The sequence below is a fragment of the Bacillus sp. FSL E2-8887 genome, assembly GCF_038007205.1.
Lineage (GTDB): Bacteria > Bacillota > Bacilli > Bacillales > Bacillaceae_G > Bacillus_A > Bacillus_A mycoides.
Map to the genome: position 1 here is coordinate 1,757,364 of NZ_JBBOWS010000001.1, position 22,763 is coordinate 1,780,126.

Genomic DNA, 22,763 nt, shown 5'->3' on the forward strand with positions numbered 1-22,763 from the left:
TTTTACAAGGAAAATTTTTAACTAACAGAATGGGTAGGGGATCAAGGTGATACGAGAGATTAGAGTAGAAGATGCAACATCGTTTTTGCAATTAAATAAGCAATTGGACGAAGAAACGAAATTTATGTTATACGAACTAGGAGAAAGAAAAACTACAGTAGAGCAACAAGAAAAGATGGTCCACCGTTTTATTGAAAATGAATATGCGACAATATTTGTAGCAGTTGAAGAAGAGAGAATAGTAGGGTTTATTTTAGTTAATGGAAATAATATTCAAAGAAAGAGACATGTGGCAGGCATTGTAATTGGTATTTTGCAAGAGTATAGTGGCCGAGGTATTGGAACGAGTTTGTTTAAAGAAGTGGAGAAGTGGGCAAGATTACATGATGTATGGCGTTTAGAATTAACGGTAATGGCCCACAATACAAGAGCTCAGGCACTATATAGCAAAATTGGATTTGAACAAGAAGGTGTCAAAAAATCTGCTCTTATCATCGATGGAAAAGGTATCGATGAGTATGAAATGGCCAAATTATTAAAATAAGAGGTCGTTATATGAAAAAAAGATGGGCACTACTTGGTATCGTAGCAATGATACTGATCATTGGAGTAGCAGGAATAAATTATAAGATGTATAAGGAGCAAGAGGCGAAGGAAGTAAATGTAAACAATATATTTCCGAAAGCTAAAGAAACGATTGCTAATATGGATGGGGATATCGCAGTCATTAGTAATCCAAGTTCGATGCTTGTACTTGTGAATAAAAATAGGCGTTTACCAGATGGGTATAGACCGCCAGATTTAGTTGTTCCGAAAGTACGTTACTCTAGTGAAGGTGATCAAGAGAAGAAAAAGATGAGGAAAGAGGCAGCGGTGGCACTTGAGGAAATGTTTCAGCAAGCCAATAATGAGCGGATTTTCCTTTTTGCAGTCTCTGGATTTAGATCTTTTGATCGACAAAAAGCATTAAATACAATGTATAAAAGACAAGATGGAGAAGCAAAGACAGCGATGTCTAGTGCAGTCCCTGGTACGAGTGAACATCAAACAGGACTAGCTATGGATATTACATCTCAATCTGCTAAATTTCAGCTAGAAACTGTTTTTGGGGAGACGAAAGAAGGAAAGTGGCTTTCTGAAAATGCCCATAAGTTTGGTTTTGTTATTCGATATACGAAAGAGAAAGAAGGGATTACCGGTTATCGTTATGAACCGTGGCATGTACGGTATGTTGGGAATCCGCAAGCTACATATTTATATGAAAACCAACTGACGATTGAAGAAGTAACGCAGTAATGAATTGAGGGGAGAGGGCTAAGATGACGATGTTATATAAGAAAAAGGTACATGCATATATTACGAGAGAAAAAGAAGGGGCTATGCAACTACTCGTTTTTAAACATCGTGATATACGAGAGGCTGGTATCCAAGTTCCAGGCGGGACGGTAGATGAAGGCGAAACGTTAGAGGCAGCAATTTTACGTGAAGTACAAGAAGAGTCAGGACTACGCCATTTTTGTATCGAGCGCTTCCTTTCTGATTACATTATTTATATGAAAGAAAAAAAGGAATATCAAAAACGTCATTTTTTCCACATTTCATTATTAACAGATGTGAAAGATACGTGGGAACATATAGTAAGTGCTGGTGAGGAAGACAAAGGTTTAGTATTTTGTTATGAATGGATTGATATTAACAAATGCCCTGAATTAGCAGGTAAACAAGGCGAGTTTTTACATTTGTTAGAAGAGGTATATGTAAAATAATAAAAAGAGTCTGAGGCGATATTGTATTCGTTTCAGACTCTTTTTATTTCTCTGGAAATTAAAGGTTTTTAAACTGGTGAGTTGAATTTCTTTAAAGGGATTGTAGCTGTTTATGCGAGGAGCGGAGAAAATGAAAAAGTAATAGATACACGTCATATATATAAGGGCTTATAAAAGGAGAATGAAAATGGAAATTCAGTTTAATACATTATTGCAAAAAGAATTAACAATTCATGATATTCAAAAGGAAATGGAAGCTGGGAAGTTAACTTCAAAAGAACTAGTCATGTATTATCTTCATAGAATCGCAAAGTATGACCAAGATGGTCCGAAAATCAATTCTATTTTAGAAATCAATCCGGATGCTATCTTTATTGCAGAAGCGCTAGATCATGAAAGAAAGACAAAAGGTGTAAGAGGCCTATTACATGGTATACCTGTTTTACTTAAGGATAATATTGAAACGAATGACTCAATGCATACAAGTGCAGGTACGATTGCCCTGGAACAAAATATAAGTAGTGAAGATGCATTTCTTGTTAAAAAGCTCCGAGAAGCAGGTGCGATTATACTAGGGAAAGCAAATATGACAGAGTTAGCAAACGGAATGTCTTTTGAAATGTGGGCTGGATATAGCGCTAGAGGCGGTCAAACGATTAATCCTTACGGTACAGGAAAGGATGATATGTTTGTTGGTGGATCGAGTACAGGATCTGCCGTTGCAGTTGCTGCTAACTTTACTGTATTATCCGTTGGAACAGAGACAGATGCTTCTATTTTAAGTCCAGCTGTTCAAAACTCGGTTGTAGGTATTAAGCCGACAGTTGGTTTAATTAGCCGTAATGGAATTATTCCGTTCACATATTCTCAAGATACAGCCGGTCCGTTTGCTAGAACGGTAACAGATGCTGCTATTTTACTAGGGAGTCTAACTGGGGTGGATGAAAAAGATGTAGCTACTCATAAAAGTGAAGGCATGGCATATCAAGATTATACATCTTATCTTGATGCTAATGGTTTAAAGGGAGCGAAGATTGGTGTTTATAGCAATGCGCCAAAAGATTATTACGAAAATGGTGAGTACGATGAAAAATTGTTTGAGGAAACGATCCAAGTATTACGTAGTGAGGGAGCGACAGTAGTAGAAGATATTGATATTCCGTCTTTTCATAGGGAATGGAGTTGGGGAGTTCCACTTTATGAGCTGAAGCACAGCTTGGATAACTATCTTTCTAAATTACCTTCTACTATTCCAGTACATTCTATTTCGGAGTTAATGGAGTTTAATAAAAACATAGCAGAAAGAGCTTTGAAATATGGACAAACTAAGTTAGAAAGAAGAAAAGATTTTCCTAATACGTTAAGAAATCCAGAATATTTAAACGCAAGATTAGAAGATATATATTTTTCGCAAAAACAAGGTATTGATTTTGCGTTGGAAAAATATAATCTGGATGCGATACTGTTCCCTTCTTATATAGGATCTACTATATGTGCGAAAGCAGGTTATCCATCTATAGCAATGCCTGCGGGATATATGGATAATGGGAGGCCTTTTGGAATTACTCTTGCAAGTGCTGCTTTTAGTGAAGGGGCATTAATTAAACTAGCATATGCTTTTGAACAAGCGACAAAACATAGAAAAATGCCAAACTTATCGTAAATAGAAACGAGAGAAGGTTGCCTGAAATGGATTTATGGAGGCCAGCCTTCTCTTATTAATAGCTAAAAGTATTGTCGATTTCTTTTGATGAATCGATATCTCATATCGAATCGTTGATATATTGTAAGTTGTAATATATATAATTGAAAAATCGTTGATATAAATTCATTGGACTATTTAGTTGGAAGTCTTATATAAGAAATAAATCACTGAGATACAATATGTTAAATAGAAATCTCTTTCTTTTGCAATCTCTGATGCTTTAATAAACGAAAAGACAAACAAGTAGAACATAAAATAAGAAAAGAAGCGAAGCGATAATATAAATAGTACGAACACCGAAAATATCGGTAATTGTAGCTGATTTAGTTGTATACAATGTCAGCGAGGATAATACACATTTTGGAGCCTAAGTAGTAAGCTAGTGAACGTTTCGGCAATAAGAAGCCCACCTTCAAATCAATAATATTTTTCAAATTATAATCAGAAAAATATATTTTTGAAAGAATTAAATTTTTTGTCATTTTTTGAAAGGGGTTTTCGTGTATAATGAAGAATATATTAATATAGCATTATATTAATGCTTGTTGTAACAGCGAATACATATAATAGCTTGTAGCAAACGCCCCCTCTATGAGAAAGGGCGGATAAACCATTCTTTTCTTCATATACATATAGAAAATGAGAAAGAAAGTGAGGGTTGCATATGGCTGGATGGGTGATTTGGTTTATAATAGCGGGTATTTTATTTATTGCAGAAATGTTGTCGATTACGTTTTACATGCTTTGGCTTGGAATTGGAGCTGTTGTCGGAGGTCTTATTGCTTTGTTTGCTCCTGATGCACTATTTTTACAAGTTGTTGTTGGGGCGATTGTAAGTTTAACATTGACTTTCTTTACGAAAAGAATTTCTAAAAACTTTCGAGAAGCAAAAGGTTTTACTGATACAGTAGATAAACTTGTTGGTAAAAAGGGAATTGTTATGCAAACGATTACAAGTGAAGTGAACGGTATTGTGAAAGTGGATGGAGATACTTGGACAGCTATTTCGGATACTCCTATTGATGCTGGAGAAAAAGTCGTTGTTATACAGAGGCATAGTACTATTTTACAAGTGAAAAAGGAGAGTGAATAAATATGGCAGTAGCATTAACGTTAACGATTATTTTCGCATTGATTGTCGTTGTATTTATTGCATTGACAATTAAAATTATTTCTCAGCAAAAAGTTGGGGTCGTTGAAAGGTTTGGTAAATTTCAACGGATTATGCACCCAGGATTAAATATTCTAATCCCAATTGTAGACCGCGTTCGTGTATATCACGATTTACGTATTCAACAAACGAATGTACCACCACAAAAGGTAATAACGAAAGATAATGTACAAGTAGAAATTGATACAATTATTTTCTATCAAATTGTTGAACCAGAGCTTGCGACATATGGTATTTCAAACTATGAATATGGTGTTCGTAATATTACATCTGCAACAATGCGTCAAATTATTGGTAAAATGGAGCTTGATGAAACATTATCAGGTCGTGAAAAAATTTCAACAGAAATTCGTTTAGCACTTGATGAAGCGACAGAAAAATGGGGCGTTCGTATTGAGCGTGTCGAAATAGTCGATATTAATCCACCAAAAGATGTGCAAGTATCAATGGAAAAACAAATGAAAGCAGAACGTAATAAACGTGCGATCATTTTAGAAGCTGAAGCAGCGAAACAAGATAAAGTCCTTCGGGCTGAAGGGGAAAAACAAAGTAAAATTTTAATGGCTGAAGGGGATAAAGAAGCGCGTATTCGAGAAGCTGAAGGTTTAAAAGAAGCAAAAGAATTAGAAGCGCAAGGGGAAGCAAGAGCGATTGAGGAAATCGCAAAAGCAGAACAAAACCGAATTGAATTACTTCGCGCAGCAGATTTAGATGAACGCGTACTTGCTTATAAATCGTTTGAATCATTAATTGAGGTTGCAAAAGGACCAGCGAATAAAGTCTTTATTCCGTCTAATGCAATTGAAACACTTGGTACTCTTGGTGCAATTGGGGAAATCTTCAAAGAAAAACAAGCGAAGAAATTACCTTCGTCAGATACAGAAAAAGAATAATAAGAGTGAGAAAGAGAAATGGGATGCCATTTCTCTTTTTTTTTTTGCGTATATTACGAAAAGCTTGTACATATCCATGTATAAAGAAGGTGATACATTGAAAAAGTATGCAACCCGTATACATGGGAAGAAACTAATCTCGTTACTCTTTCTATATGCACTAGTCATAATTATTATTGCGTCGATTTTGACGTCGCTTTTACATACAATGAAATCGAATTACGTGAATCAATGGTTTGGAAAAGTATCGATGCAAGGTTTTGTTCAAATGATAGAAAGTGAGAATCGCTATTACGGATTTGATTATTTTAAGCAGAATAAAAGGGAGTCATTTGGAAATTTAATGTTCTCGATTGCGACGGATTTGAAAATTAAAGATTTAAGAACGTTTGTCGGTAAAGAAGTACCTGGTATGTCAAAGTATTACTCTAACATTATCGTAGCTGGGGAAGGGACAAACTTTACGAATATCCCAAATGAATCTAGTGTACCGATTGAAGAAGTAACGAAAGAGCGAGAAGTAGCAAAAGATAAAGTTACAGAAGCTGAAAAGAATAATCCGGTTCAGAAAAAGAACGGAGCGAAAAAAGGTGAAAGTGCAGTATATATTTATCATACACATAGCTGGGAATCTTTCTTTCCGTTATTACCAGGGGCTACCGATCCATCAAGTCCAGATGTAAATGTGTCCTTACTAGGGAAACGTATGAAAGAACAACTTGAAGGACAAGGAATTCCAGTAGTTCATGATAAAACGAATATGGGGGATTTATTAGCGAGTAAAAAATGGAAATGGCCGCAATCATATAAAGCGTCTCATGAATATGTAAAAGAAACATTAGCACAAAATAATAAAATTGCGTTTCCGATTGATATACACCGTGATGATCAGCGGAAGAAGGTAACAACAAAAGTAATTAACGGGAAATCGTATGCAAGATTATATTTTATAATTGGGATGGAAAATGAAGGGCGTGCTGAAAATGAAAAAATTGCAAGAGCAATCAATAGTTATTTAGATGAAAACTATTACGGATTAAGCAGAGGAATCTTTCCAAAGTATAAAAAAGATGGAAATGGCGTTTATAATCAAGATTTATCTAAAAATGCGATGTTAATTGAAGTTGGTGGTGTTGATAATACATTAGATGAATTATATAACACAATTGATGTGTTGACGGAAGCGTTTAGTAAGTATTATTGGAATGATGCAGAGAAAGTGAATGGATGAGGGGCGGGAAACCGTTCCTTTTTTGTTATATAAAGTTAAGAATGTGATATAATGGAGTTTTGTGAATATTAAACAAGGGAGCGGAAGAAACATGCAAATACTACTAATACGCCACGGTGAATCAGAAGCAGATATTTTAAATGTACATGAAGGTCGAGCTGACTTTGAATTAACAGAAAAGGGAAGACAGCAAGTACAAAGACTTGTACAGAAAGTGAAAGCAGATTTCCCGCCAGATTTCATTTGGGCAAGCACATTAAAACGTGCTCGCGAAACTGGTGAAACATTAGCAGAAGGAATTGGGTGCCCAATTCAACTAGAAGAAGAATTAATGGAGTTTAATAATGGGGTACAAGCAGGGTTATCATTTGAAGAAGCGAAAAAATATCCAGAGCCAAAATTTCTTCATGATCGTTTTGAAAACGGGGAATCATTTATTGAATTTAGAATGAGAATAGAAGGAATTTTCTCTAAAATCGTGACAGAGAATACATATGACCGAATTGCAATTGTTGCACACGGTGGTGTAATAAATAGTCTTTTACGAGCGTTTTTCCAAATGCCAATTAGCATGGACTATTATTTTAAAATGGGAGATACGGGAATTAGTTTGATTGAACTTACGGATAAACAGAAAACTATTCATTTTATAAATGATACAAATCATTTAGAGGGAATGTAAGAGGATATGTACAAAGTTGTATTTTTTGATGTGGATGGTACTCTTTTAAGTGAGATTGATAGAAGTATGCATGAAAGCACAAAAGAAGCGATACAAAGGTTAATAGATAAAGAAATTCACGTAGTTGTTACAACAGGGAGACCATATAGTTTATGCTCACAATTTAAAGAGCTGGGCATAAATACGTTTATTTCTGCAAATGGTGCACATATAAAATGTGCTGATGAAGTTATACATAAATCGGTACTTTCAAGTGGAATTGTTCATGATATTTCAAATTTCGCTGAATTACATGGTCACAGTGTTTCTTATTTTACAGAGGAATTTGTAATGAATGGTATTGCCTCAAAAGACGAACGTGTAATACGAGCATTAAATGAAACGTTAAATTTAGAGCGGTATCCTGACAAAGTTAGAAACTTATCAGAAGAGATTTATTGTGTATGTCTGTATGCTGATGAAACAGAAGCTCAAAAATTCTTTGAAAGATATCCAGCACTTACGTTTGAACGTTTTCATGGTTACGTTATGAATGTGTTGGAAGATAGTAAAGTATCGAAGCTAACTGCAATTCAAAAGGTATTGGAACATCTGGAAATTTGTAAATCAGAAGCAATTGCTTTTGGTGACGGTGGAAATGATGTTGAGATGTTGCAATATGTAGGATTAGGAATTGCGATGGGGAATGGCGGAGAAGAGTTAAAAACAAGAGCAGATTTCGTTACAAAGAAATCAAGTGAAGGTGGCATTTCTTTTGCTTTAAAAGAGTTTGGGATTATTTAGAAATATTAGTTAGTCAGTGTGAAAAATCCTGTTTTAAAAACAGGATTTTTTTGTCTAACAATATTCTTGCAATAGAAGGAAGAAAATGAGTATAATGAAAAGTAGTTAGGTAAGCTAATTAAATAAAAGGAAGGAGAGTGAAAATGAATGGATTCAAAAAAAGATGCTCTTCCTTTAGGGATTGAGCCTTATGCAGAGTTAATAAAAAAGACAGCATCAGCGGATACGGATCCAATCGCAGCAAAACTTGGTTTGTTAATGTTATGGACGTCTGATAATGTTCTAGATGCAGTTGACGTAGATTTAGCTCCGCTTGGTATTTCAGAAAGTAAATTAGATTTTTTACTGTTGTTTATTTTGCGTGAAATGGAATCGAATGGGGGAGAAGTGAACATGAGCCCTTCGGATATTGCGAGCCGATTAGGGATTACACGTGCTTCTGTCACTGGCTTATTAGATTGGATGGAGAAACGAGAGTTAATCGTAAGATTCAATCATTCTGAAGATCGAAGAAGATTAAAGGTGAAAATTACTCCGAAAGGAAAAGAACTAGTTGCGCATTCTTTACCGACTTTTTGGTTATCTTGCGCGTCGTTAGTTGATGAATTTAGTCAAGAAGAGCGTCAAACTTTAGAGAAGCTATTAAATAAAATGCAAGTAACTATGCAGAAGAAATTAGGAGAAGGCAGATAAAGAAGTTGATTGTGTGAGTCGACTTTTTTATTTAGACATATAATTAGGTTACCTTATTATATGTCTAGCTAATTTGATGAAGGGTGGTGATATGTCTTTTAACGTAAACAAATTAAGTACGTGTTAAAGGAATGTCGTTTTGAGTAGTTTACTTTAGATGTTTTAAACCGATGGGGAAAATCATTGTAAGGGGGAGATTTTATGATGGAAATATCAAAAGAAGTAAATAGTGAAAGGAATTACACAATAATGACAGCGGTGTTATGTTGGGCGGGCATGGTAGTTATGTCCAGCCTATATGTGACGATTCCTTTAACCGCTCTATTTTCAGACCTTTTTAAGGTTTCATTAGCACAATCTGCGGCTACAGGCAGTATATTTTCTGTTGGCTTTGCTATAGGTTGTTTGTTATTTGGGGCAATCTCTGATAAATATGGGAGAAAAAAAGTGATCTTTATTGGACTGCTTGCACTGTCGATTGTTTCTTTTTTCTTAGGGATTGTGGATAGTTTATTTTGGCTTGTTATTCTTCGAGGGTTACAGGGGATAGCAGCAGCTACATTTTCTCCAGTAGCGTTAGCTTACGTTGTAGAAATGTTTCCAGTAGAAAAAAAGGTTACAACAATAGGATTTGTTAGTACCGGTTTTTTAGTAGCTGGAATTGCAGGGCAAGTAATAAGTACAGCTGTTAGTCAGCATTTTGGATGGCATATGGTGTTTTTTCTTCTTAGTATTGTCTATATCATTACTGCTGTATGGATTCATTATTCTCTTCCGAAAGGGGAAATGTCTCAATCCAATACTGATATTTTGGGACCAATTAAACAGATGGGTAAAGTTTTTACACATAAAAGCTTAGTATTGAGCTATATGATTGCATTTGTTTTATTAATGGCTTTTGTTAACATGTATACTGTTTTAGGGAATTATTTGAGCTCTCCTACTTACAATTTAATTCCAGAACAAATTCTTTATTTTCGCTTAGCGGGGCTATTTGGTATGTTGCTGTCACCACTTGCGGGTCGTTTAACAAAGAGGTTCGGAGTAAGGCAAGTTCTTCAGGGCGGATTGTTGGTTGCTATTTTTAGTTTAAGTTCAATGGGCTTTATTTCGAACCTGCCGCTACTTGTAATGATGAGTATCTGTTTTGTAATAGGTATTGCTATATCCGTTCCGTCTTTAGTTTCTCTTTTCGGCCAATTAGGAGGAAAATCAAGGGGAATAGCAGTTTCTATTTATACTTTCGTTTTATTTTTAGGAACTAGTATAGGACCTATTATTTCTATTTATCTTATGAAAATAGGGGACTATGCTCAGACGTTTATTTTATTAGGATTGATACTCTTTATTGGTTTTGTTTCCACTCTTTTTATTCAAATAAAGGAATGCAAGGATCTTTAATATGCTCAACTAATAAAATATGAATTTGCCCGCGATGATGATAAAAATGTGCAACGATTTCAAGCAACCATTCGAATCGAGAGTAAGAAATACCCCAATAAGCAGTCATAATTTCCGCTAATTCTTCATTGGAATAGGATAAAAAAGTTTTAGAAAGTAAATCGTACCCTTGTATCATCGTTTGCTGTATTTGAGTAATTGTTTCTGGTGTTTGTTCTATATAAAAGGTATGTAAGTCTTTTTCCGTAATACCATTTAATATGAGTAAATCAGCGTGGCAAATAAGGGAAAGATGTGTACACATTTCAAATAATGACCGCTTTGATTCAATCGACTTTATTTTCAAATCACTTTCAGTATATTGGTTCAGTATTTGAATGGAAGTATCGATAGCAATTTTAACTTGATTCAATGCAGATGGAACAAACATTGTAATTATTCTCACCTCCGTATATAATAGTTTCTTAAGGGTATTATATCATACTCAAAATTCCGAAAATTCTAGTAGTTTGACTAGCATAGTGAAAAGTATTATATTGTAAAAGGTCATATGAAACGTGAAATAGAATGGAATGTAATTATTGAGTTAGGAGTTAGACCAATGAGCTTGAAATATGGAAGAGATACAATTGTTGAAGTTGACTTAAATGCGGTAAAACATAATGTAAAAGAATTTAAAAAACGTGTGAATGATGAAAATATTGCAATGATGGCTGCTGTAAAAGCGAATGGGTATGGTCATGGGGCAGTTGAAGTTGCGAAATCGGCTATTGAAGCAGGAATAAACCAACTTGCAGTTGCATTTGTAGATGAAGCAATTGAATTAAGAGAAGCTGGAATCACTGTACCTATTTTAATTTTAGGATATACACCAGTAGCAGCTGTAGAAGATGTAATTCAATATGACGTTATGATGACTGTTTATAGAGTAGAAGATTTACAAGGTATAGATGAAGTTGCAAACCATCTTCAAAAGAAAGTGCGAATTCATGTGAAAATTGATACAGGAATGAGCCGTATTGGTTTACAGGAAGAAGAAGTTAAACCGTTTTTTGAAGAGTTAAAACGTATGCGATATGTAGAAGTAGTAGGGATGTTTACACATTACTCTACCGCTGATGAAATAGATAAAACTTATACAAATATGCAAACAAGTTTGTTTGAGAAAGCTGTAAATACAGCGGAAGAATTAGGAATTCATTTTCCATATATTCATAGTTCAAACAGTGCAGGATCAATGGAACTTAGTAACACATTTCAAAATATGGTTCGTGTCGGTATTGGAATTTACGGTATGTATCCTTCAAGAGAAGTGGATCATACAGTTGCTTCCTTACAGCCAGCGTTGTCTTTAAAATCAAAAGTAGCTCATGTTAAACATGCGAAGAAAAATCGTGGTGTTAGCTATGGGAATACTTATGTAACAACGGGCGAAGAATGGATTGCAACTGTACCGATTGGTTATGCTGATGGTTATAATCGTCAGCTATCTAATAAAGGGCATGCACTAATAAACGGAGTACGAGTACCTGTAATTGGCCGTGTTTGTATGGATCAGCTTATGCTAGATGTTACAAATGCAATGCCAGTACAAGTAGGAGACGAAGTTGTATTCTACGGCAAACAAGATGAAGAAGAGATTGCGGTAGAAGAAATAGCAGATATGCTAGGTACAATTAACTATGAAGTTACATGTATGTTGGACAGAAGAATTCCACGTGTCTATAAAGAAAATGATGAAACGACTGCAATTGTAAATATATTAAGAAAAAACTGAATCGATATGATTCAGTTTTTTTATTTTTGACAAATGAAAAATGTTCTATTTGCACCATGTAGTTGAATGTTTTTAAATCCTACAGATTCCAACGAAGAAATTATTTCTTCATTGGAGTAACAGGCTTCCTCAAAAGAAAAGTCACTTCTTTTCCAACTATCATCTATGTCATGTTTAAATAGTATGAAGTTCATTTCTGCTCTGTTACTTTCACTATCATACGTGGAATCAATGGTACAAACATATTCTCGTTCTGAAATATGAAACGAAGCACACCAGTTTTCAAGAAATCCTTTTTCTGTATTTATATCAAATGCGAATGTACCTCCATCATATAATGCCGAATAAACATGATGAAAAGCGTCTTTTAGCTCGTTTAATTTCATAATGTGATTTAAGCTATCACCGGCTGAGATGACGTAGTGGAATTGCTCATTTATATTGAAATAGCGAGCATCATCGACGATGAAGGTTGCATCTGGCGCATTTTGACGTGCGTGTTCGATCATTTGAGCAGAACCATCTATACCAGTTACTATAAAATTATTATCAATTAGTTTCCTAGTAAGATGACCAGTCCCGCAGCAAAGGTCTAATATACGGGAGTGGGAAGCGGCATCTTGTAAAACAAATTTATGATAGGCTGGATAGGAGTGTTCTGCAAAATGTCCCCAATGTTTATTATAAATGTCTGCAAAAATATCATAATCAGAATAAATTAGTTTTTTAGACATATGTATTCTGCTCAAAATTCATTAAATTATAATAGTCATGCTTCTTTTTAATTTCAAAACCACATTGTGTATATAGTTTTAAAGCATTGTTATTTTTCGTTTCGACGTCTAGTTCAATTGTTGAAACTCCTTCTGTAATAAGTGTATGTACCATATAACTAAGAATATCTTTACCATATCCTTTACCTTGATAAGAAGGATGAACGGCGAATCCTGATAGTGTAGTAGATTGCTCTTGCTCAGTAACTGTAATCGTTCCTATCACTTTTTCATCGATAAGAGCACTGTAAACTTGATGGGAAGATGAATTCATCATCTTTTGTAACCATGTGGATGTATTTGCTGCCGAATCTCCAAAAGCTTCACTAGCGATTTCTATAAGATCAGGAAGTAATTCAGAAGATGCAACGGTAAGATTAATATTATTTTTCATTGTTTTTTGTGCTTCGTTTGTTTTGAACTCCATACCGTATTCACTGTATAAATAAGGAAAGTTCATTTGTTTTGCAAATGATTTCCCTGAAATAGAGTCACCATTAATTATAAGAAGGGCTTCATCTGCCTCTCTTTTTTGTATTTCTTTCATTGCGGTTTGTAAAAGAGTAGTGCCTATATGTTGTTTCCTATAGTTCGGATGAACAAACCCTATTAACTCCAGTTTTGTTGGTCTCTCAAAGTCATACATACTTAATGCGCCGATTAATTGAGTATCATCATAAAATAGAAAATCATTTACCACTTCTATATTACGGGCAGTTAAAAAGTTTATATGTAAATCTGACGAGTAATCAATTTGATCGTGTTGTCCGCAAATATGAGCTAAATCTTTCATTTGCTGAATTTCGTTTGCTGTTAAAGATTTCTTTTTTTCAATATTCATTTCATAATCCCTCTCATTCGTATTTAAAAATAGGATGGATGACTTAGCCACTTGTCTAACTCCACACTGCCCTGAACAGATAATAACCGGTACAAATATCGATAGGGATGTCTACATTCTTCAAGACGAGGAATGGGCATAATGGTTTCGTAACCTTGTTTAAAAGCATGAGCCTCTTTTTCTGTAAGTACATATTCTAATCCAATAAAATCAAACTCTCGTGGAGCAATTGCATAAGCTTCTGTATCTACTAAACCAGTAATAGATTCTCCATCTGATAAAAACTGAGTAGGATCCATATCAATTAAAACAAGTGTAGATTCCTTCGGTGACGGCAAGGAAGATAGCTGTGACTCAAAAGTATGAAATGCGTTTTGGATGCTCACGTTATCGGAATAGAACCTATTTACAAGATCTTTACTGACTTTTAATATGTGAGATTTAAATTCTTCTAGTGGAATGTGGAAAGTATTTGATGGGTTTCCTATAAACTCTGCTTGAAACGAATGAATTTCTGCTAGTCCTTTTCCAAGGCTGAATAAAATAGAATCAGGTTGTCCGAAAAATGATTGCAGCGTATTTCCGGTTAGTTTTTCGACGATTACATACTCTCGCTCATTTAAAACATGTTTTTGCAAAATAGTCGGGATGGGCAAGGTAGTATGCTTTTTCAATAATGCGTGTATTGTTTCTAAATGATGTACATGCCTTGGATCAATTCCAAAAAGGTTTTTACATCCCCACTAAAAATCATTGTTGGGCTCTTCAGTCATTTTTGAGGAACGAACAATAACTTCTTCAGTTTCTGTTTTAACAAGAAACACGTCGCTTGCATGGTCTTCATAGCCCGGATGTAGTGCTTGAACAGATATAATAGGTGAAATGAATAGTTGTTGTAGCATGAAAGGACTCCTTATTCTGTAAATTCTATAAATTCATTATATAACAGAATATGTACCAAGTGGATAATGATGGTGACAACATAGAACTTAAATAAATTTATGGTGAGAAATCAGTGTGAAAATTATATTTTTCTAGTTTTGTATGAATTATCAAAATAATGTTTCTGATGATAAATCTGAAAAATGCCTGAATGTAAATCCCGTATTTTTCAATAAATGAAAGGTTAAGTCTACTTTTATAAGAGTTATAATGTAGGTTATGAAAAATATTTCTCAATAATAAAATGAAGAGAAAAATATGAAGAAGTAGAATAGATTACTTAATAGTTTTAAATTAATTAATATGATTAACTATTGATTATATTAGATAGGAGAGAATATTATGGCAAATGTACTCGTAATAAATTTCCCTGGAGAAGGTCATATAAATCCGACTTTAGCTATTGTAAGTGAGTTAATTCGGCGAGGGGAAACAGTTGTTTCGTATTGTATTGAAGATTATAGAAAGAAGATTGAAGCAACAGGTGCAGAATTCCGAGTGTTTGAGAATTTCCTCTCTCAAATTAATATTATGGAACGAGTAAATGAAGGTGGGAGTCCTTTGACGATGCTATCTCATATGATTGAAGCATCAGAGCGTATTGTTACTCAAATTGTAGAAGAAACAAAAGGGGAAAAGTACGATTACTTGATATATGATAATCATTTTCCAGTAGGACGTATTATAGCGAATGTTTTAAAATTACCTAGCGTTTCTTCTTGTACAACGTTTGCTTTTAATCAGTACATTACTTTTAATGATGAACAAGAATCGAGACAAGTAGATGAAACTAATCCATTATATCAATCTTGTTTAGCGGGAATGGAAAAATGGAATAGGCAGTATGGAATGAAATGTATTAATATGTATGATATTATGAATCATCCTGGTGATATTACTATTGTATATACTTCAAAGGAATATCAGCCGCGTTCAGATGTATTCGATGAATCGTATAAGTTTGTCGGTCCATCAATTGCTACTCGAAAAGAAGTAGATAGCTTTCCTATGGAAGATTTAAAAGATAAACAATTGATTTTCATTTCTATGGGAACAGTTTTTAATGAACAACCTGAGTTATATGAAAAATGTTTTGAAGCGTTTAAAGATGTAGAAGCGACAGTCGTATTAGTTGTTGGTAAGAAGATAAATATAAGTCAATTTGAAAACATTCCGAATAACTTTAAGTTGTATAATTATGTGCCGCAATTAGAAGTATTACAGTACGCTGATGTATTCGTGACACACGGTGGTATGAATAGTTCGAGTGAAGCACTATATTACGGTGTCCCGTTAGTTGTAATTCCGGTAACAGGAGATCAGCCTTTAGTTGCGAAACGAGTGAGTGAAGTAGGAGCTGGAATAAGGCTTAATCGTAAAGAATTAACTTCTGAATTGTTAGGTGAGACTGTAAAGAAAGTAATGTATGATGTAACGTTTAAGGAAAATAGTCGTAAAGTTGGAGAGTCACTTCGAAATGCTGGTGGGTATAATAGAGCAGTTGATGAAATATTTAAAATGAAAGTGAATTCATACTTAAAACTTAAATAAATGTTTGGAGCACACTTACTGAAATACGTAAGTGTGTTTTTATAAATAAATTACATAAAAAATCACTATAAAGGTGAAACTTTTGTGTATATAAACTGATATCTTTCAATTAGTAGTAAAATTACGTTAAAATAATACTAAGAAAATATATAAGTTTTGGGGGTAATGAATGAAAAAATTATTCGAATACGTATTATTAACAATTGGATCCATTATTGTAGCGGGCTCACTAGAACTTATTTTAGCGCCTAATGGCCTAGTAGACGGTGGGGTAACTGCGATTGCTATTATGGCAAATAAAGTTGCAGGATTACCGCTTTACGGAGTGTTTTTAGGACTTAATATTCCTATTTTGTTATTTACTGCAAAAGTAATGGGTAAGAAGTTCTTTATCCGTACGTCTTATGCAAATGTTGTTACAACACTTGGATTGATTTATTTAAAGCCATTTCCAGCAATTACAACTTCGGAATTATTAATTGTACTTTATGGAGGAGTTCTATTTGGAGTTGGTGTTGGGATTGTTGTAAAAATGGGTGGAGCAATTGATGGGTCAGAAATGTTAGCTGTTTGGATGAACAAGCATTTTAAAGTACCAATTAGTACATTTTTACTTGCTGTAAATGCGGTTATTTTCATTTTTGTTGCCATTTTATTTTCAATCGAACAAGCGATGTTCTCATTAGCTATTTTCTATATTGTTACGAAAATGATTGATTTCATATTAGATGGTATTAATCAAGGAAAGAGCGTTATGATTATTTCTGGGAAAAATAAAGAAATAGGCGATTTGCTTATGAAAGAATTGCAATTATCCGTTACGTATCTACATGGAGAAGGTGGTTTTTTAGGAGAGCACAAGAAAATCATTTATTGTATTACAAACCGTTTCATTTATCCAAAAATGAAAGATCTCGTTCTCTCTGTAGATCCAACCGCTATAATTGAAGCTTCTTATTCAACAGAAACAACTGGTGTTAAGCGTCCAGGAAGGACAGCGAGATCAGGGCAAGTATCAGAAAAATAGTGACTAAAAATAACTCCACGTAAGTATAACTTACGTGGAGTTATTTTTAGTTAGGGAACCAGACTTTTTTCAGTAATTTGACAACCGTTTCGATACTATCTTCGGGAATACTGCCGAAACCGAGTAATACATATGACGCCTCTCTTAAATTATGTACAGAATCATATGTGGAGAGAGGATACAACTTGATTCGCTGTTTTGCAGCAGCATGAATAAGTTCTTGTTCGTTCATCCCATTATGAACATGAAGTACGATATGAAGCCCTGATTGTTCACCGAGTATATGAACGTTATTGCCCATTTCATTTGTAATAGATTTAACTAAAGAAATATGTTTTCTTTTATATAACGTACGACTTCGATTAATATGGCGTTCCCAATCCCCATTTTGAATAAAGGTTGCAAAGGAAAGTTGCTGCAGGGTAGAAACAGTTTGTTTAAACATGCCTCCAAGCGCTTTATAGATTTTTAAAAGATGAGGTGGTAAGACGATATACCCCATTCGCAAAGAAGGTAAAAAGGATTTCGAGAAAGTTCCCATATAAATAACGCGTTCATTTGAATCTAGTCCCTGTAAAGAGGGGATAGGTTTTCCTACATAACGAAATTCCCCGTCATAATCATCTTCAATAATATATCCTTCGCAATCATTGGCCCATCTTAATAATTCGAGCCTTCTAGATAATGGCATAATCATTCCAAGAGGAAATTGGTGAGATGGAGTGACGTATGCTACATTAGCACTTGATTCATGTAAAGCTGAAATATGAATCCCTTTCTCATCTAGAGATATAGGGTGAACAGGAAGAGCAGAACGTTGAATCATAGCAGTTATACGGTGAAATCCAGGGTTTTCGATTCCATATTCTTTTTTTGAACCAAGCAGTTGGAGTAGTAACCAAAGAAGAGGCTGCGTACCGGCTCCAATAATAATTTGATCAGGTGTAGAATGTACCCCGCGAGCATGGTATAAATATTTTGAAATATGTTCTCGTAGAATGAACTCACCTTGAGGATCTTCTTTAGCAAATAATTCATTTTCATACTGGAATAAAGTTTCTTGTAATGCTCTTTTCCAGTTTGTAATTGGAAAAGCTTTTTGATCAATCAGCCCTTGGCTACAATCATAGTCATATTGTTCTTTTTTTATATTGTTAGCGCTGTTTGACACAACTTGTTGTTTATTTTGAATGACATCAATATCAACTTCCACAACAAAAATCCCGCGCTTCGGTTTACTTTCTACATAACCTTCAGCTAGTAATTGTTGATAAGCAGATTCAACAGTAATACGGCTAACATTAAGTTGTATCGCTAAATTTCTGTGAGAAGGAAGGCGTGTACCGGCAGGCAGTGATCCCTGAGAGATTTCTCGTTTCATATATTCGTAAATTTGTAAATAAATTGGTGTTTTACTTTCTAATTGTAATGGGATAGTAAGATCCATTTTAAGAATTCTCCTTTAAAAACTGGCCATATAAAAAATAATCGAACTGTCACTTAAGTTAAGGGCAGTTACTTTTTATAATGATGATACAACATTTAGAAAATTTAATAAATAGAAAGAGGAGAATCAAAATGAATATTAGAGAAATAGTAACAGAAGCTGATTTACATGATGTATTCCCTGTATTACAGCAATTACGAACAAAAATTTCAAGAGAAGAAGCAAGTTCTTTATTTCAAAAAATGAAAAAAGAAAATTATAAACTACTCTCGTTACAGAATGAAGATGACGAAGTTGTTAGTCTAGCTGGTGTAGCGATTTGTACGAATTTTTATAATGAGAAACATGTTTTCGTATATGATCTTGTAACTGCAGAAGCTCACAGATCAAAAGGATATGGTAAGGTTCTGCTGTCATATGTAGAAAAGTGGGGGGAAGAAAAAGGGTGCAGTTCTATCGTTCTTACATCAGCGTTTCCAAGAGTTGATGCACATCGTTTTTATGAAAGAGAAGGCTATGATAAGGTAAGCTATTCTTTTTATAAAGAATTATAATAGTAAGGGGGGTCTATGTGTGAGAACATATGGAACCCCTTTTAATTTAGAATTGAAGAATGAGGAGGGTTAATTACTTATTTTGTCGAATAGTCTCTTTATAATTGAGACGATAATATGGAATTAAAAGAAGGTTAGGAGAGTTTATACTTGGAAAAAATTCAGAAACTATTAATCCCAAAAGGTGTAAGAGTTATCGTAATATCTGATATTCATGGCGAATTAAATCTTTTAAAGGAATTATTACATAAAGTTAATTTTAAAGATGATGATTATTTAATTATAAATGGAGACCTTTGTGAGAAGGGGAACGATAGCATTGGCGTCGTAAACTATGTGATGGATTTAGTAGTTAGCAAGCCAAATGTTTATGTAGTTGAAGGGAATTGTGAAGTTGTAGTTGAAGCGCTTGTAAATGAAAATCCTGCGCTAATAAATTATTTATGTACGCGAAAAAATACAATTTTTAATGAATGGCTAGGGCAATTGAACGTTACAGTTAATGAAGAAAGTGATATTTGTGAAGTGAAAAACATATTGATGAGCTATTTTTCAAAAGAAATAAAGTGGCTAACAGAATTGCCGACAGCGATTGAAACAGAAGATTATATCTTTGTACATGCTGGTCTTGAAGATAGAGAGAATTGGAGACAAACAGACAGGAAAAATGCAATTGCAATGCCGGAGTTTTTTAATAAGTCACATAGAGCGGATAAGTACGTAATTGTTGGACATTGGCCTGTTGTGAACTATTCCGAGGAGGCGCCGTCTAACAATCCAGTTATTGATAAGGAGAAAAAAATTATTGCGATTGATGGTGGTAATGCGATTAAAGAAGCAGGGCAATTAAATGCATTTATTATTCAGAGGACAACTTCAGGTGATACGTTTTCTTATACATATGTAGATCATTTTCCGCAGTATGAAGTATTGGCCGATTTTAATGCGAATTCAGTAATGCAGGGCGGGGTTACATATCCGCATTATTATATAGAGCCTGTGGAGAGAATGAAAGGTTTTACCGTATGTAAACAACTAGGAACAAATGAATTACTTCATGTGAAAAACGAGTATATAAAGCAACTTGAATCAGGTGAGTATACAGTGAAAACGGATATTTCTTGTGCACAATTAAGCGTTAGAAACGGGGATGTTGTTTCTCTCATTGATGGTAGTTGTGTCGGATATGATTTAATTAAAAAAGATGGTGTAGAAGGCTGGATAGAGAAAGGAATTCTACTTGAGATAGAAAAGAAGAGGAATACAATATTTAGCTAAAATGGGAGGGATATAACCTCCTATTTTTTATTAACTATGTTACGAGTTCGTACTTCATCTGATTTTTTCCGAAGTTCCGTTTCTAAATTAAACTCGAAAAAATAGGCTAATTTACATAAATAATTCGTATTTTATAACAAAATTATACAATATAATAAATGATATTTGTTTTGATTTTTCTGAAAAAATATTATAATTGTATATGAAATAAAGAGGAATGTAGGAGGGAATTATGCAAAACGTTATATTAAAGGGGAACAAAGTTACAATTCGTACAATTGAAGAATCAGATATAAAAACATTATGGAGCTTCATATATAAAGAAGAAAATCCAGAGTGGAAAAAATGGGATGCACCGTATTTTCCGTTCTCAATGCAAGAATATTCGTCCTATAAAGAGAAGATGCAAACTCGTTTACAAGAAGAACCGCTATCAAATTTAATAATAGAAAATAACGGTCAAATTATAGGGACAGTCGGATTTTATTGGGAACATAAACCGACGCGTTGGTTAGAAATGGGAATCGTAATTTATGACCCAGCATACTGGAATGGTGGATATGGTACAGAAGCATTAAAACTATATAGAGATTTGCTATTTGAAAATATGGAGATTGGTAGAGTGGGGCTCACAACTTGGTCTGGCAATGAAAGAATGATGAGAGTAGCGGAGAAAATAGGAATGAGCTTAGAAGGTAGAATGCGAAAATGCCGATATTATAACGGGACATACTATGATTCTATTCGAATGGGAATGATTCGTGAAGAATGGGAAGCGCTATGTGTAACGAAGGGGTGAGGAAGCATGTACGCTATTATTGCTACATTGGATAGTGTGTTTACTAATAAAATTAAAGAATTGCAAAATGAATTAACAAATATAATTGGAATAAATCAACTAGCTGGAGTAGAACCACATATTACATTGGCTGATTATAATGAGTTAGATGTTAATTTATATACGAAGAAATTAGAGGAGTTTGTAGTTTTTCAAGAGAACATCTCCGCTGTAACTTTTCCTTCAGTTGGAACTTTTCCTACTAACGGAACGATCTTTCTAGCACCAACCATTACTGATGAATTATTAAGACTTCATCATTCTTATCATGATTATTTCAAAACTTTTCATGATAATCCACAGTCCTATTACGTTCCAGGAAAATGGATTCCGCATTGCACGATTGCTAATGGGTTAAATTCAAATCAATTTTTAAGTGTAATGGAATATATATATGAAAAATTTAATGTTACACTAGCTTCGATTGAGAAGTTAAAATTAATTAAGGTAAATTTTGAAGATGGTTTTGCCATTTCTTCTAGTATATTAGCAGAATATAATTTAAAGAGAATGGAGACATCGAGATGACATATGTAATTAGAGAAATGAAGCAAGAAGATATTCATGCTGTACAAAACGTAGCAAAAATAGCTTGGCATGATACTTACGAAGGAATTATTCCGAGAGAGATTCAAAATAGTTTTTTAGATGAAGCCTATTCTGATGAAAAAATGAAATATCGTCTTAAAAATACACATTTATTCGTTGCAGAAGAAGAGGGAGAAGTAATTGGATTTGCGAATTTTTCACCCGTTAGACTGCAAAATGAAGCAGAATTAGGTGCGATTTATTTGTTACCAGATCAGCAAGGAAAAGGGATAGGAAGTGCTTTGTTAAAAAGAGGGATTAACGGACTTAAAGGGATTCGGAAACTGTACATACATGTAGAAGCAGCAAATGAAAAAGGAAAGCGCTTTTATGAAGCGAAAGGTTTTGCAGCTTTAGAGCAATTTGAAGAAGATTTTGAAGGGCATTTGATGCAGACAGTAAGGATGGTTTTATACATATAGGGAGGAGTAGGAATGAAAATATTTGATTTCAGTGCAGAAGCTGGGAAGCACATATCAGCATTTCAATCTAATTTCATAATGACAAAAATATTAAATCATCAAGGGAATATACATATCGGTGCCATGCATTTACAAGAGAATGGAATTATCGGATATCATGAAGCAGTTGTATCTCAACTGCTTCTTATTGTGGATGGTGAAGGATATGTATGCGGGGCAGATAAAGAAAAAGTGAAGGTAGAAGCTGGACAAGCTGTGTTTTGGGAGAAGGGTGAGTTACATGAGACGAGTACGGAAAAGGGCTTGATGGCAATTGTAATTGAGTCGGAGGGACTTGAGAAAGGAGTTTTAATGAAAGAAGTGGGAAAGTTTGATGATTAAGGTGTGTAAGGAGGAGATT

General features: G+C 34.3%; 24 protein-coding genes and 2 pseudogenes. 20 read left to right on the top strand and 6 right to left on the bottom strand.

All coding sequences use genetic code 11. The annotated features are described in order from the left end of the window. The first annotated feature begins 46 nt into the window (after positions 1 to 46). The 4 genes from NSQ08_RS08755 to NSQ08_RS08770 all read left to right on the top strand — a co-directional run bounded on the left by NSQ08_RS08755 (position 47) and on the right by NSQ08_RS08770 (position 3,429). Positions 47 to 544, top strand: coding sequence for a GNAT family N-acetyltransferase (locus tag NSQ08_RS08755; RefSeq protein ID WP_002141410.1), 498 nt, complete (start codon positions 47 to 49; stop codon positions 542 to 544). Between the two features lie 11 nt (positions 545 to 555). Next, positions 556 to 1,296 (top strand): M15 family metallopeptidase, encoded by a 741-nt coding sequence (locus tag NSQ08_RS08760; protein WP_002031537.1) that lies wholly within the window; start codon positions 556 to 558, stop codon positions 1,294 to 1,296. A 23-nt stretch (positions 1,297 to 1,319) separates the two neighbouring features. Next, entirely contained in the window at positions 1,320 to 1,766 is a 447-nt protein-coding gene (locus NSQ08_RS08765) for an NUDIX hydrolase (RefSeq protein ID WP_002141412.1), read from the top strand. A 187-nt stretch (positions 1,767 to 1,953) separates the two neighbouring features. Continuing rightward, on the top strand, positions 1,954 to 3,429 hold the full coding sequence (locus NSQ08_RS08770; RefSeq protein ID WP_340773607.1) for an amidase family protein: 1,476 nt from the start codon (positions 1,954 to 1,956) through the stop codon (positions 3,427 to 3,429). A gap of 224 nt (positions 3,430 to 3,653) precedes the next feature. On the opposite strand, the pseudogene NSQ08_RS08775 reads toward NSQ08_RS08770, so the two are convergent. Beyond that, positions 3,654 to 3,784, bottom strand: a pseudogene (locus NSQ08_RS08775) (MFS transporter); the annotation flags it as partial. Between the two features lie 351 nt (positions 3,785 to 4,135). On the opposite strand from NSQ08_RS08775, the gene NSQ08_RS08780 reads away from it, so the two are divergent. The 7 genes from NSQ08_RS08780 (at position 4,136) to NSQ08_RS08810 (ending at position 10,325) form a co-directional block, all read left to right on the top strand. Continuing rightward, positions 4,136 to 4,564, top strand: coding sequence for an NfeD family protein (locus tag NSQ08_RS08780; RefSeq protein WP_002012470.1), 429 nt, complete (start codon positions 4,136 to 4,138; stop codon positions 4,562 to 4,564). Between the two features lie 2 nt (positions 4,565 to 4,566). After that, a complete protein-coding gene (locus tag NSQ08_RS08785) occupies positions 4,567 to 5,535 on the top strand; it encodes an SPFH domain-containing protein (RefSeq protein WP_002031527.1) in 969 nt (322 codons plus the stop codon). A gap of 76 nt (positions 5,536 to 5,611) precedes the next feature. Continuing rightward, the gene (gene spoIIP, locus NSQ08_RS08790) at positions 5,612 to 6,766 is read left to right on the top strand and encodes a stage II sporulation protein P (protein WP_033708353.1); all 1,155 of its coding nucleotides are present in this window, start codon (positions 5,612 to 5,614) and stop codon (positions 6,764 to 6,766) included. 91 nt (positions 6,767 to 6,857) lie between these two features. Continuing rightward, positions 6,858 to 7,448, top strand: a complete 591-nt coding sequence (locus NSQ08_RS08795; protein ID WP_016120081.1) for a histidine phosphatase family protein — start codon at positions 6,858 to 6,860, stop codon at positions 7,446 to 7,448. 6 nt (positions 7,449 to 7,454) lie between these two features. Next, positions 7,455 to 8,231 carry a Cof-type HAD-IIB family hydrolase gene (locus NSQ08_RS08800; protein ID WP_061689828.1) on the top strand — a complete coding sequence of 259 codons (777 nt, stop codon included), beginning with the start codon at positions 7,455 to 7,457 and terminating at the stop codon, positions 8,229 to 8,231. Between the two features lie 147 nt (positions 8,232 to 8,378). Continuing rightward, on the top strand, positions 8,379 to 8,924 hold the full coding sequence (locus NSQ08_RS08805) for a MarR family winged helix-turn-helix transcriptional regulator (protein WP_012260789.1): 546 nt from the start codon (positions 8,379 to 8,381) through the stop codon (positions 8,922 to 8,924). 204 nt (positions 8,925 to 9,128) lie between these two features. After that, positions 9,129 to 10,325, top strand: a complete 1,197-nt coding sequence (locus tag NSQ08_RS08810; RefSeq protein WP_340780072.1) for an MFS transporter — start codon at positions 9,129 to 9,131, stop codon at positions 10,323 to 10,325. On the opposite strand, the gene NSQ08_RS08815 is transcribed toward NSQ08_RS08810, so the two are convergent. After that, entirely contained in the window at positions 10,294 to 10,755 is a 462-nt protein-coding gene (locus NSQ08_RS08815; RefSeq protein WP_002141420.1) for a DinB family protein, read from the bottom strand. The two genes, NSQ08_RS08810 and NSQ08_RS08815, sit on opposite strands and share 32 nt — an antisense overlap. A 171-nt stretch (positions 10,756 to 10,926) precedes the next feature. On the opposite strand from NSQ08_RS08815, the gene alr reads away from it, so the two are divergent. Continuing rightward, positions 10,927 to 12,102: an alanine racemase gene (gene alr / locus NSQ08_RS08820; protein ID WP_002141421.1), complete on the top strand. Its 1,176-nt coding sequence runs from the start codon at positions 10,927 to 10,929 to the stop codon at positions 12,100 to 12,102. Between the two features lie 20 nt (positions 12,103 to 12,122). Here the strand turns inward: alr and NSQ08_RS08825 are convergent, their stop codons facing one another. From NSQ08_RS08825 to NSQ08_RS08835, 3 genes and pseudogenes are all read right to left on the bottom strand, one after another. Then, positions 12,123 to 12,836, bottom strand: a complete 714-nt coding sequence (locus tag NSQ08_RS08825; protein WP_061689829.1) for a class I SAM-dependent methyltransferase — start codon at positions 12,834 to 12,836, stop codon at positions 12,123 to 12,125. Then, on the bottom strand, positions 12,829 to 13,716 hold the full coding sequence (locus NSQ08_RS08830) for a GNAT family N-acetyltransferase (protein WP_340773621.1): 888 nt from the start codon (positions 13,714 to 13,716) through the stop codon (positions 12,829 to 12,831). The genes NSQ08_RS08825 and NSQ08_RS08830 overlap by 8 nt, the downstream gene beginning before the upstream one ends. Before the next feature lie 23 nt (positions 13,717 to 13,739). Further along, positions 13,740 to 14,618: pseudogene (locus NSQ08_RS08835) on the bottom strand (phosphotransferase). Positions 14,619 to 15,000: 382 nt separating this feature from the next. Here NSQ08_RS08835 and NSQ08_RS08840 point away from each other — a divergent pair. Then, the gene (locus tag NSQ08_RS08840; protein ID WP_002031509.1) at positions 15,001 to 16,209 is read left to right on the top strand and encodes a macrolide family glycosyltransferase; all 1,209 of its coding nucleotides are present in this window, start codon (positions 15,001 to 15,003) and stop codon (positions 16,207 to 16,209) included. Between the two features lie 169 nt (positions 16,210 to 16,378). Next, a complete protein-coding gene (locus NSQ08_RS08845) occupies positions 16,379 to 17,236 on the top strand; it encodes a YitT family protein (RefSeq protein WP_002189389.1) in 858 nt (285 codons plus the stop codon). Positions 17,237 to 17,282: 46 nt separating this feature from the next. On the opposite strand, the gene pdxR is transcribed toward NSQ08_RS08845, so the two are convergent. Then, positions 17,283 to 18,683 (bottom strand): MocR-like pyridoxine biosynthesis transcription factor PdxR, encoded by a 1,401-nt coding sequence (gene pdxR / locus NSQ08_RS08850; RefSeq protein ID WP_340773625.1) that lies wholly within the window; start codon positions 18,681 to 18,683, stop codon positions 17,283 to 17,285. A 131-nt stretch (positions 18,684 to 18,814) separates the two neighbouring features. On the opposite strand from pdxR, the gene NSQ08_RS08855 reads away from it, so the two are divergent. From NSQ08_RS08855 to NSQ08_RS08880, 6 genes are all read left to right on the top strand, one after another. Further along, on the top strand, positions 18,815 to 19,237 hold the full coding sequence (locus NSQ08_RS08855) for a GNAT family N-acetyltransferase (RefSeq protein ID WP_002193065.1): 423 nt from the start codon (positions 18,815 to 18,817) through the stop codon (positions 19,235 to 19,237). Positions 19,238 to 19,387: 150 nt separating this feature from the next. Then, entirely contained in the window at positions 19,388 to 20,515 is a 1,128-nt protein-coding gene (locus tag NSQ08_RS08860; protein WP_340773630.1) for a metallophosphoesterase, read from the top strand. Positions 20,516 to 20,747: 232 nt separating this feature from the next. Then, a complete protein-coding gene (locus tag NSQ08_RS08865; RefSeq protein ID WP_340773633.1) occupies positions 20,748 to 21,314 on the top strand; it encodes a GNAT family N-acetyltransferase in 567 nt (188 codons plus the stop codon). Between the two features lie 6 nt (positions 21,315 to 21,320). Then, positions 21,321 to 21,881, top strand: a complete 561-nt coding sequence (locus NSQ08_RS08870; RefSeq protein WP_340773637.1) for a 2'-5' RNA ligase family protein — start codon at positions 21,321 to 21,323, stop codon at positions 21,879 to 21,881. After that, positions 21,878 to 22,363 carry a GNAT family N-acetyltransferase gene (locus NSQ08_RS08875; protein WP_002141432.1) on the top strand — a complete coding sequence of 162 codons (486 nt, stop codon included), beginning with the start codon at positions 21,878 to 21,880 and terminating at the stop codon, positions 22,361 to 22,363. Before NSQ08_RS08870 ends, NSQ08_RS08875 begins: the two co-directional genes overlap by 4 nt. A gap of 12 nt (positions 22,364 to 22,375) precedes the next feature. Further along, a complete protein-coding gene (locus tag NSQ08_RS08880; protein ID WP_105589728.1) occupies positions 22,376 to 22,744 on the top strand; it encodes a cupin in 369 nt (122 codons plus the stop codon). The last annotated feature ends 19 nt before the right edge of the window (positions 22,745 to 22,763 follow it).

Excerpts from the sequence above, each read along its gene's own strand:
- NSQ08_RS08760 (WP_002031537.1), top strand. The coding sequence starts at position 556 with ATGAAAAAAAGATGGGCACTACTTGGTATCGTAGCAATGATACTGATC.
- NSQ08_RS08765 (WP_002141412.1), top strand. The coding sequence starts at position 1,320 with ATGACGATGTTATATAAGAAAAAGGTACATGCATATATTACGAGAGAA.
- NSQ08_RS08770 (WP_340773607.1), top strand. The coding sequence starts at position 1,954 with ATGGAAATTCAGTTTAATACATTATTGCAAAAAGAATTAACAATTCAT.
- NSQ08_RS08780 (WP_002012470.1), top strand. The coding sequence starts at position 4,136 with ATGGCTGGATGGGTGATTTGGTTTATAATAGCGGGTATTTTATTTATT.
- NSQ08_RS08785 (WP_002031527.1), top strand. The coding sequence starts at position 4,567 with ATGGCAGTAGCATTAACGTTAACGATTATTTTCGCATTGATTGTCGTT.
- spoIIP (WP_033708353.1), top strand. The coding sequence starts at position 5,612 with ATGTATAAAGAAGGTGATACATTGAAAAAGTATGCAACCCGTATACAT.
- NSQ08_RS08795 (WP_016120081.1), top strand. The coding sequence starts at position 6,858 with ATGCAAATACTACTAATACGCCACGGTGAATCAGAAGCAGATATTTTA.
- NSQ08_RS08800 (WP_061689828.1), top strand. The coding sequence starts at position 7,455 with ATGTACAAAGTTGTATTTTTTGATGTGGATGGTACTCTTTTAAGTGAG.
- NSQ08_RS08805 (WP_012260789.1), top strand. The coding sequence starts at position 8,379 with ATGGATTCAAAAAAAGATGCTCTTCCTTTAGGGATTGAGCCTTATGCA.
- NSQ08_RS08810 (WP_340780072.1), top strand. The coding sequence starts at position 9,129 with ATGGAAATATCAAAAGAAGTAAATAGTGAAAGGAATTACACAATAATG.
- NSQ08_RS08815 (WP_002141420.1), bottom strand. The coding sequence starts at position 10,755 with ATGTTTGTTCCATCTGCATTGAATCAAGTTAAAATTGCTATCGATACT.
- alr (WP_002141421.1), top strand. The coding sequence starts at position 10,927 with ATGAGCTTGAAATATGGAAGAGATACAATTGTTGAAGTTGACTTAAAT.
- NSQ08_RS08825 (WP_061689829.1), bottom strand. The coding sequence starts at position 12,836 with ATGTCTAAAAAACTAATTTATTCTGATTATGATATTTTTGCAGACATT.
- NSQ08_RS08830 (WP_340773621.1), bottom strand. The coding sequence starts at position 13,716 with ATGAATATTGAAAAAAAGAAATCTTTAACAGCAAACGAAATTCAGCAA.
- NSQ08_RS08840 (WP_002031509.1), top strand. The coding sequence starts at position 15,001 with ATGGCAAATGTACTCGTAATAAATTTCCCTGGAGAAGGTCATATAAAT.
- NSQ08_RS08845 (WP_002189389.1), top strand. The coding sequence starts at position 16,379 with ATGAAAAAATTATTCGAATACGTATTATTAACAATTGGATCCATTATT.
- pdxR (WP_340773625.1), bottom strand. The coding sequence starts at position 18,683 with ATGGATCTTACTATCCCATTACAATTAGAAAGTAAAACACCAATTTAT.
- NSQ08_RS08855 (WP_002193065.1), top strand. The coding sequence starts at position 18,815 with ATGAATATTAGAGAAATAGTAACAGAAGCTGATTTACATGATGTATTC.
- NSQ08_RS08865 (WP_340773633.1), top strand. The coding sequence starts at position 20,748 with ATGCAAAACGTTATATTAAAGGGGAACAAAGTTACAATTCGTACAATT.
- NSQ08_RS08870 (WP_340773637.1), top strand. The coding sequence starts at position 21,321 with ATGTACGCTATTATTGCTACATTGGATAGTGTGTTTACTAATAAAATT.
- NSQ08_RS08875 (WP_002141432.1), top strand. The coding sequence starts at position 21,878 with ATGACATATGTAATTAGAGAAATGAAGCAAGAAGATATTCATGCTGTA.
- NSQ08_RS08880 (WP_105589728.1), top strand. The coding sequence starts at position 22,376 with ATGAAAATATTTGATTTCAGTGCAGAAGCTGGGAAGCACATATCAGCA.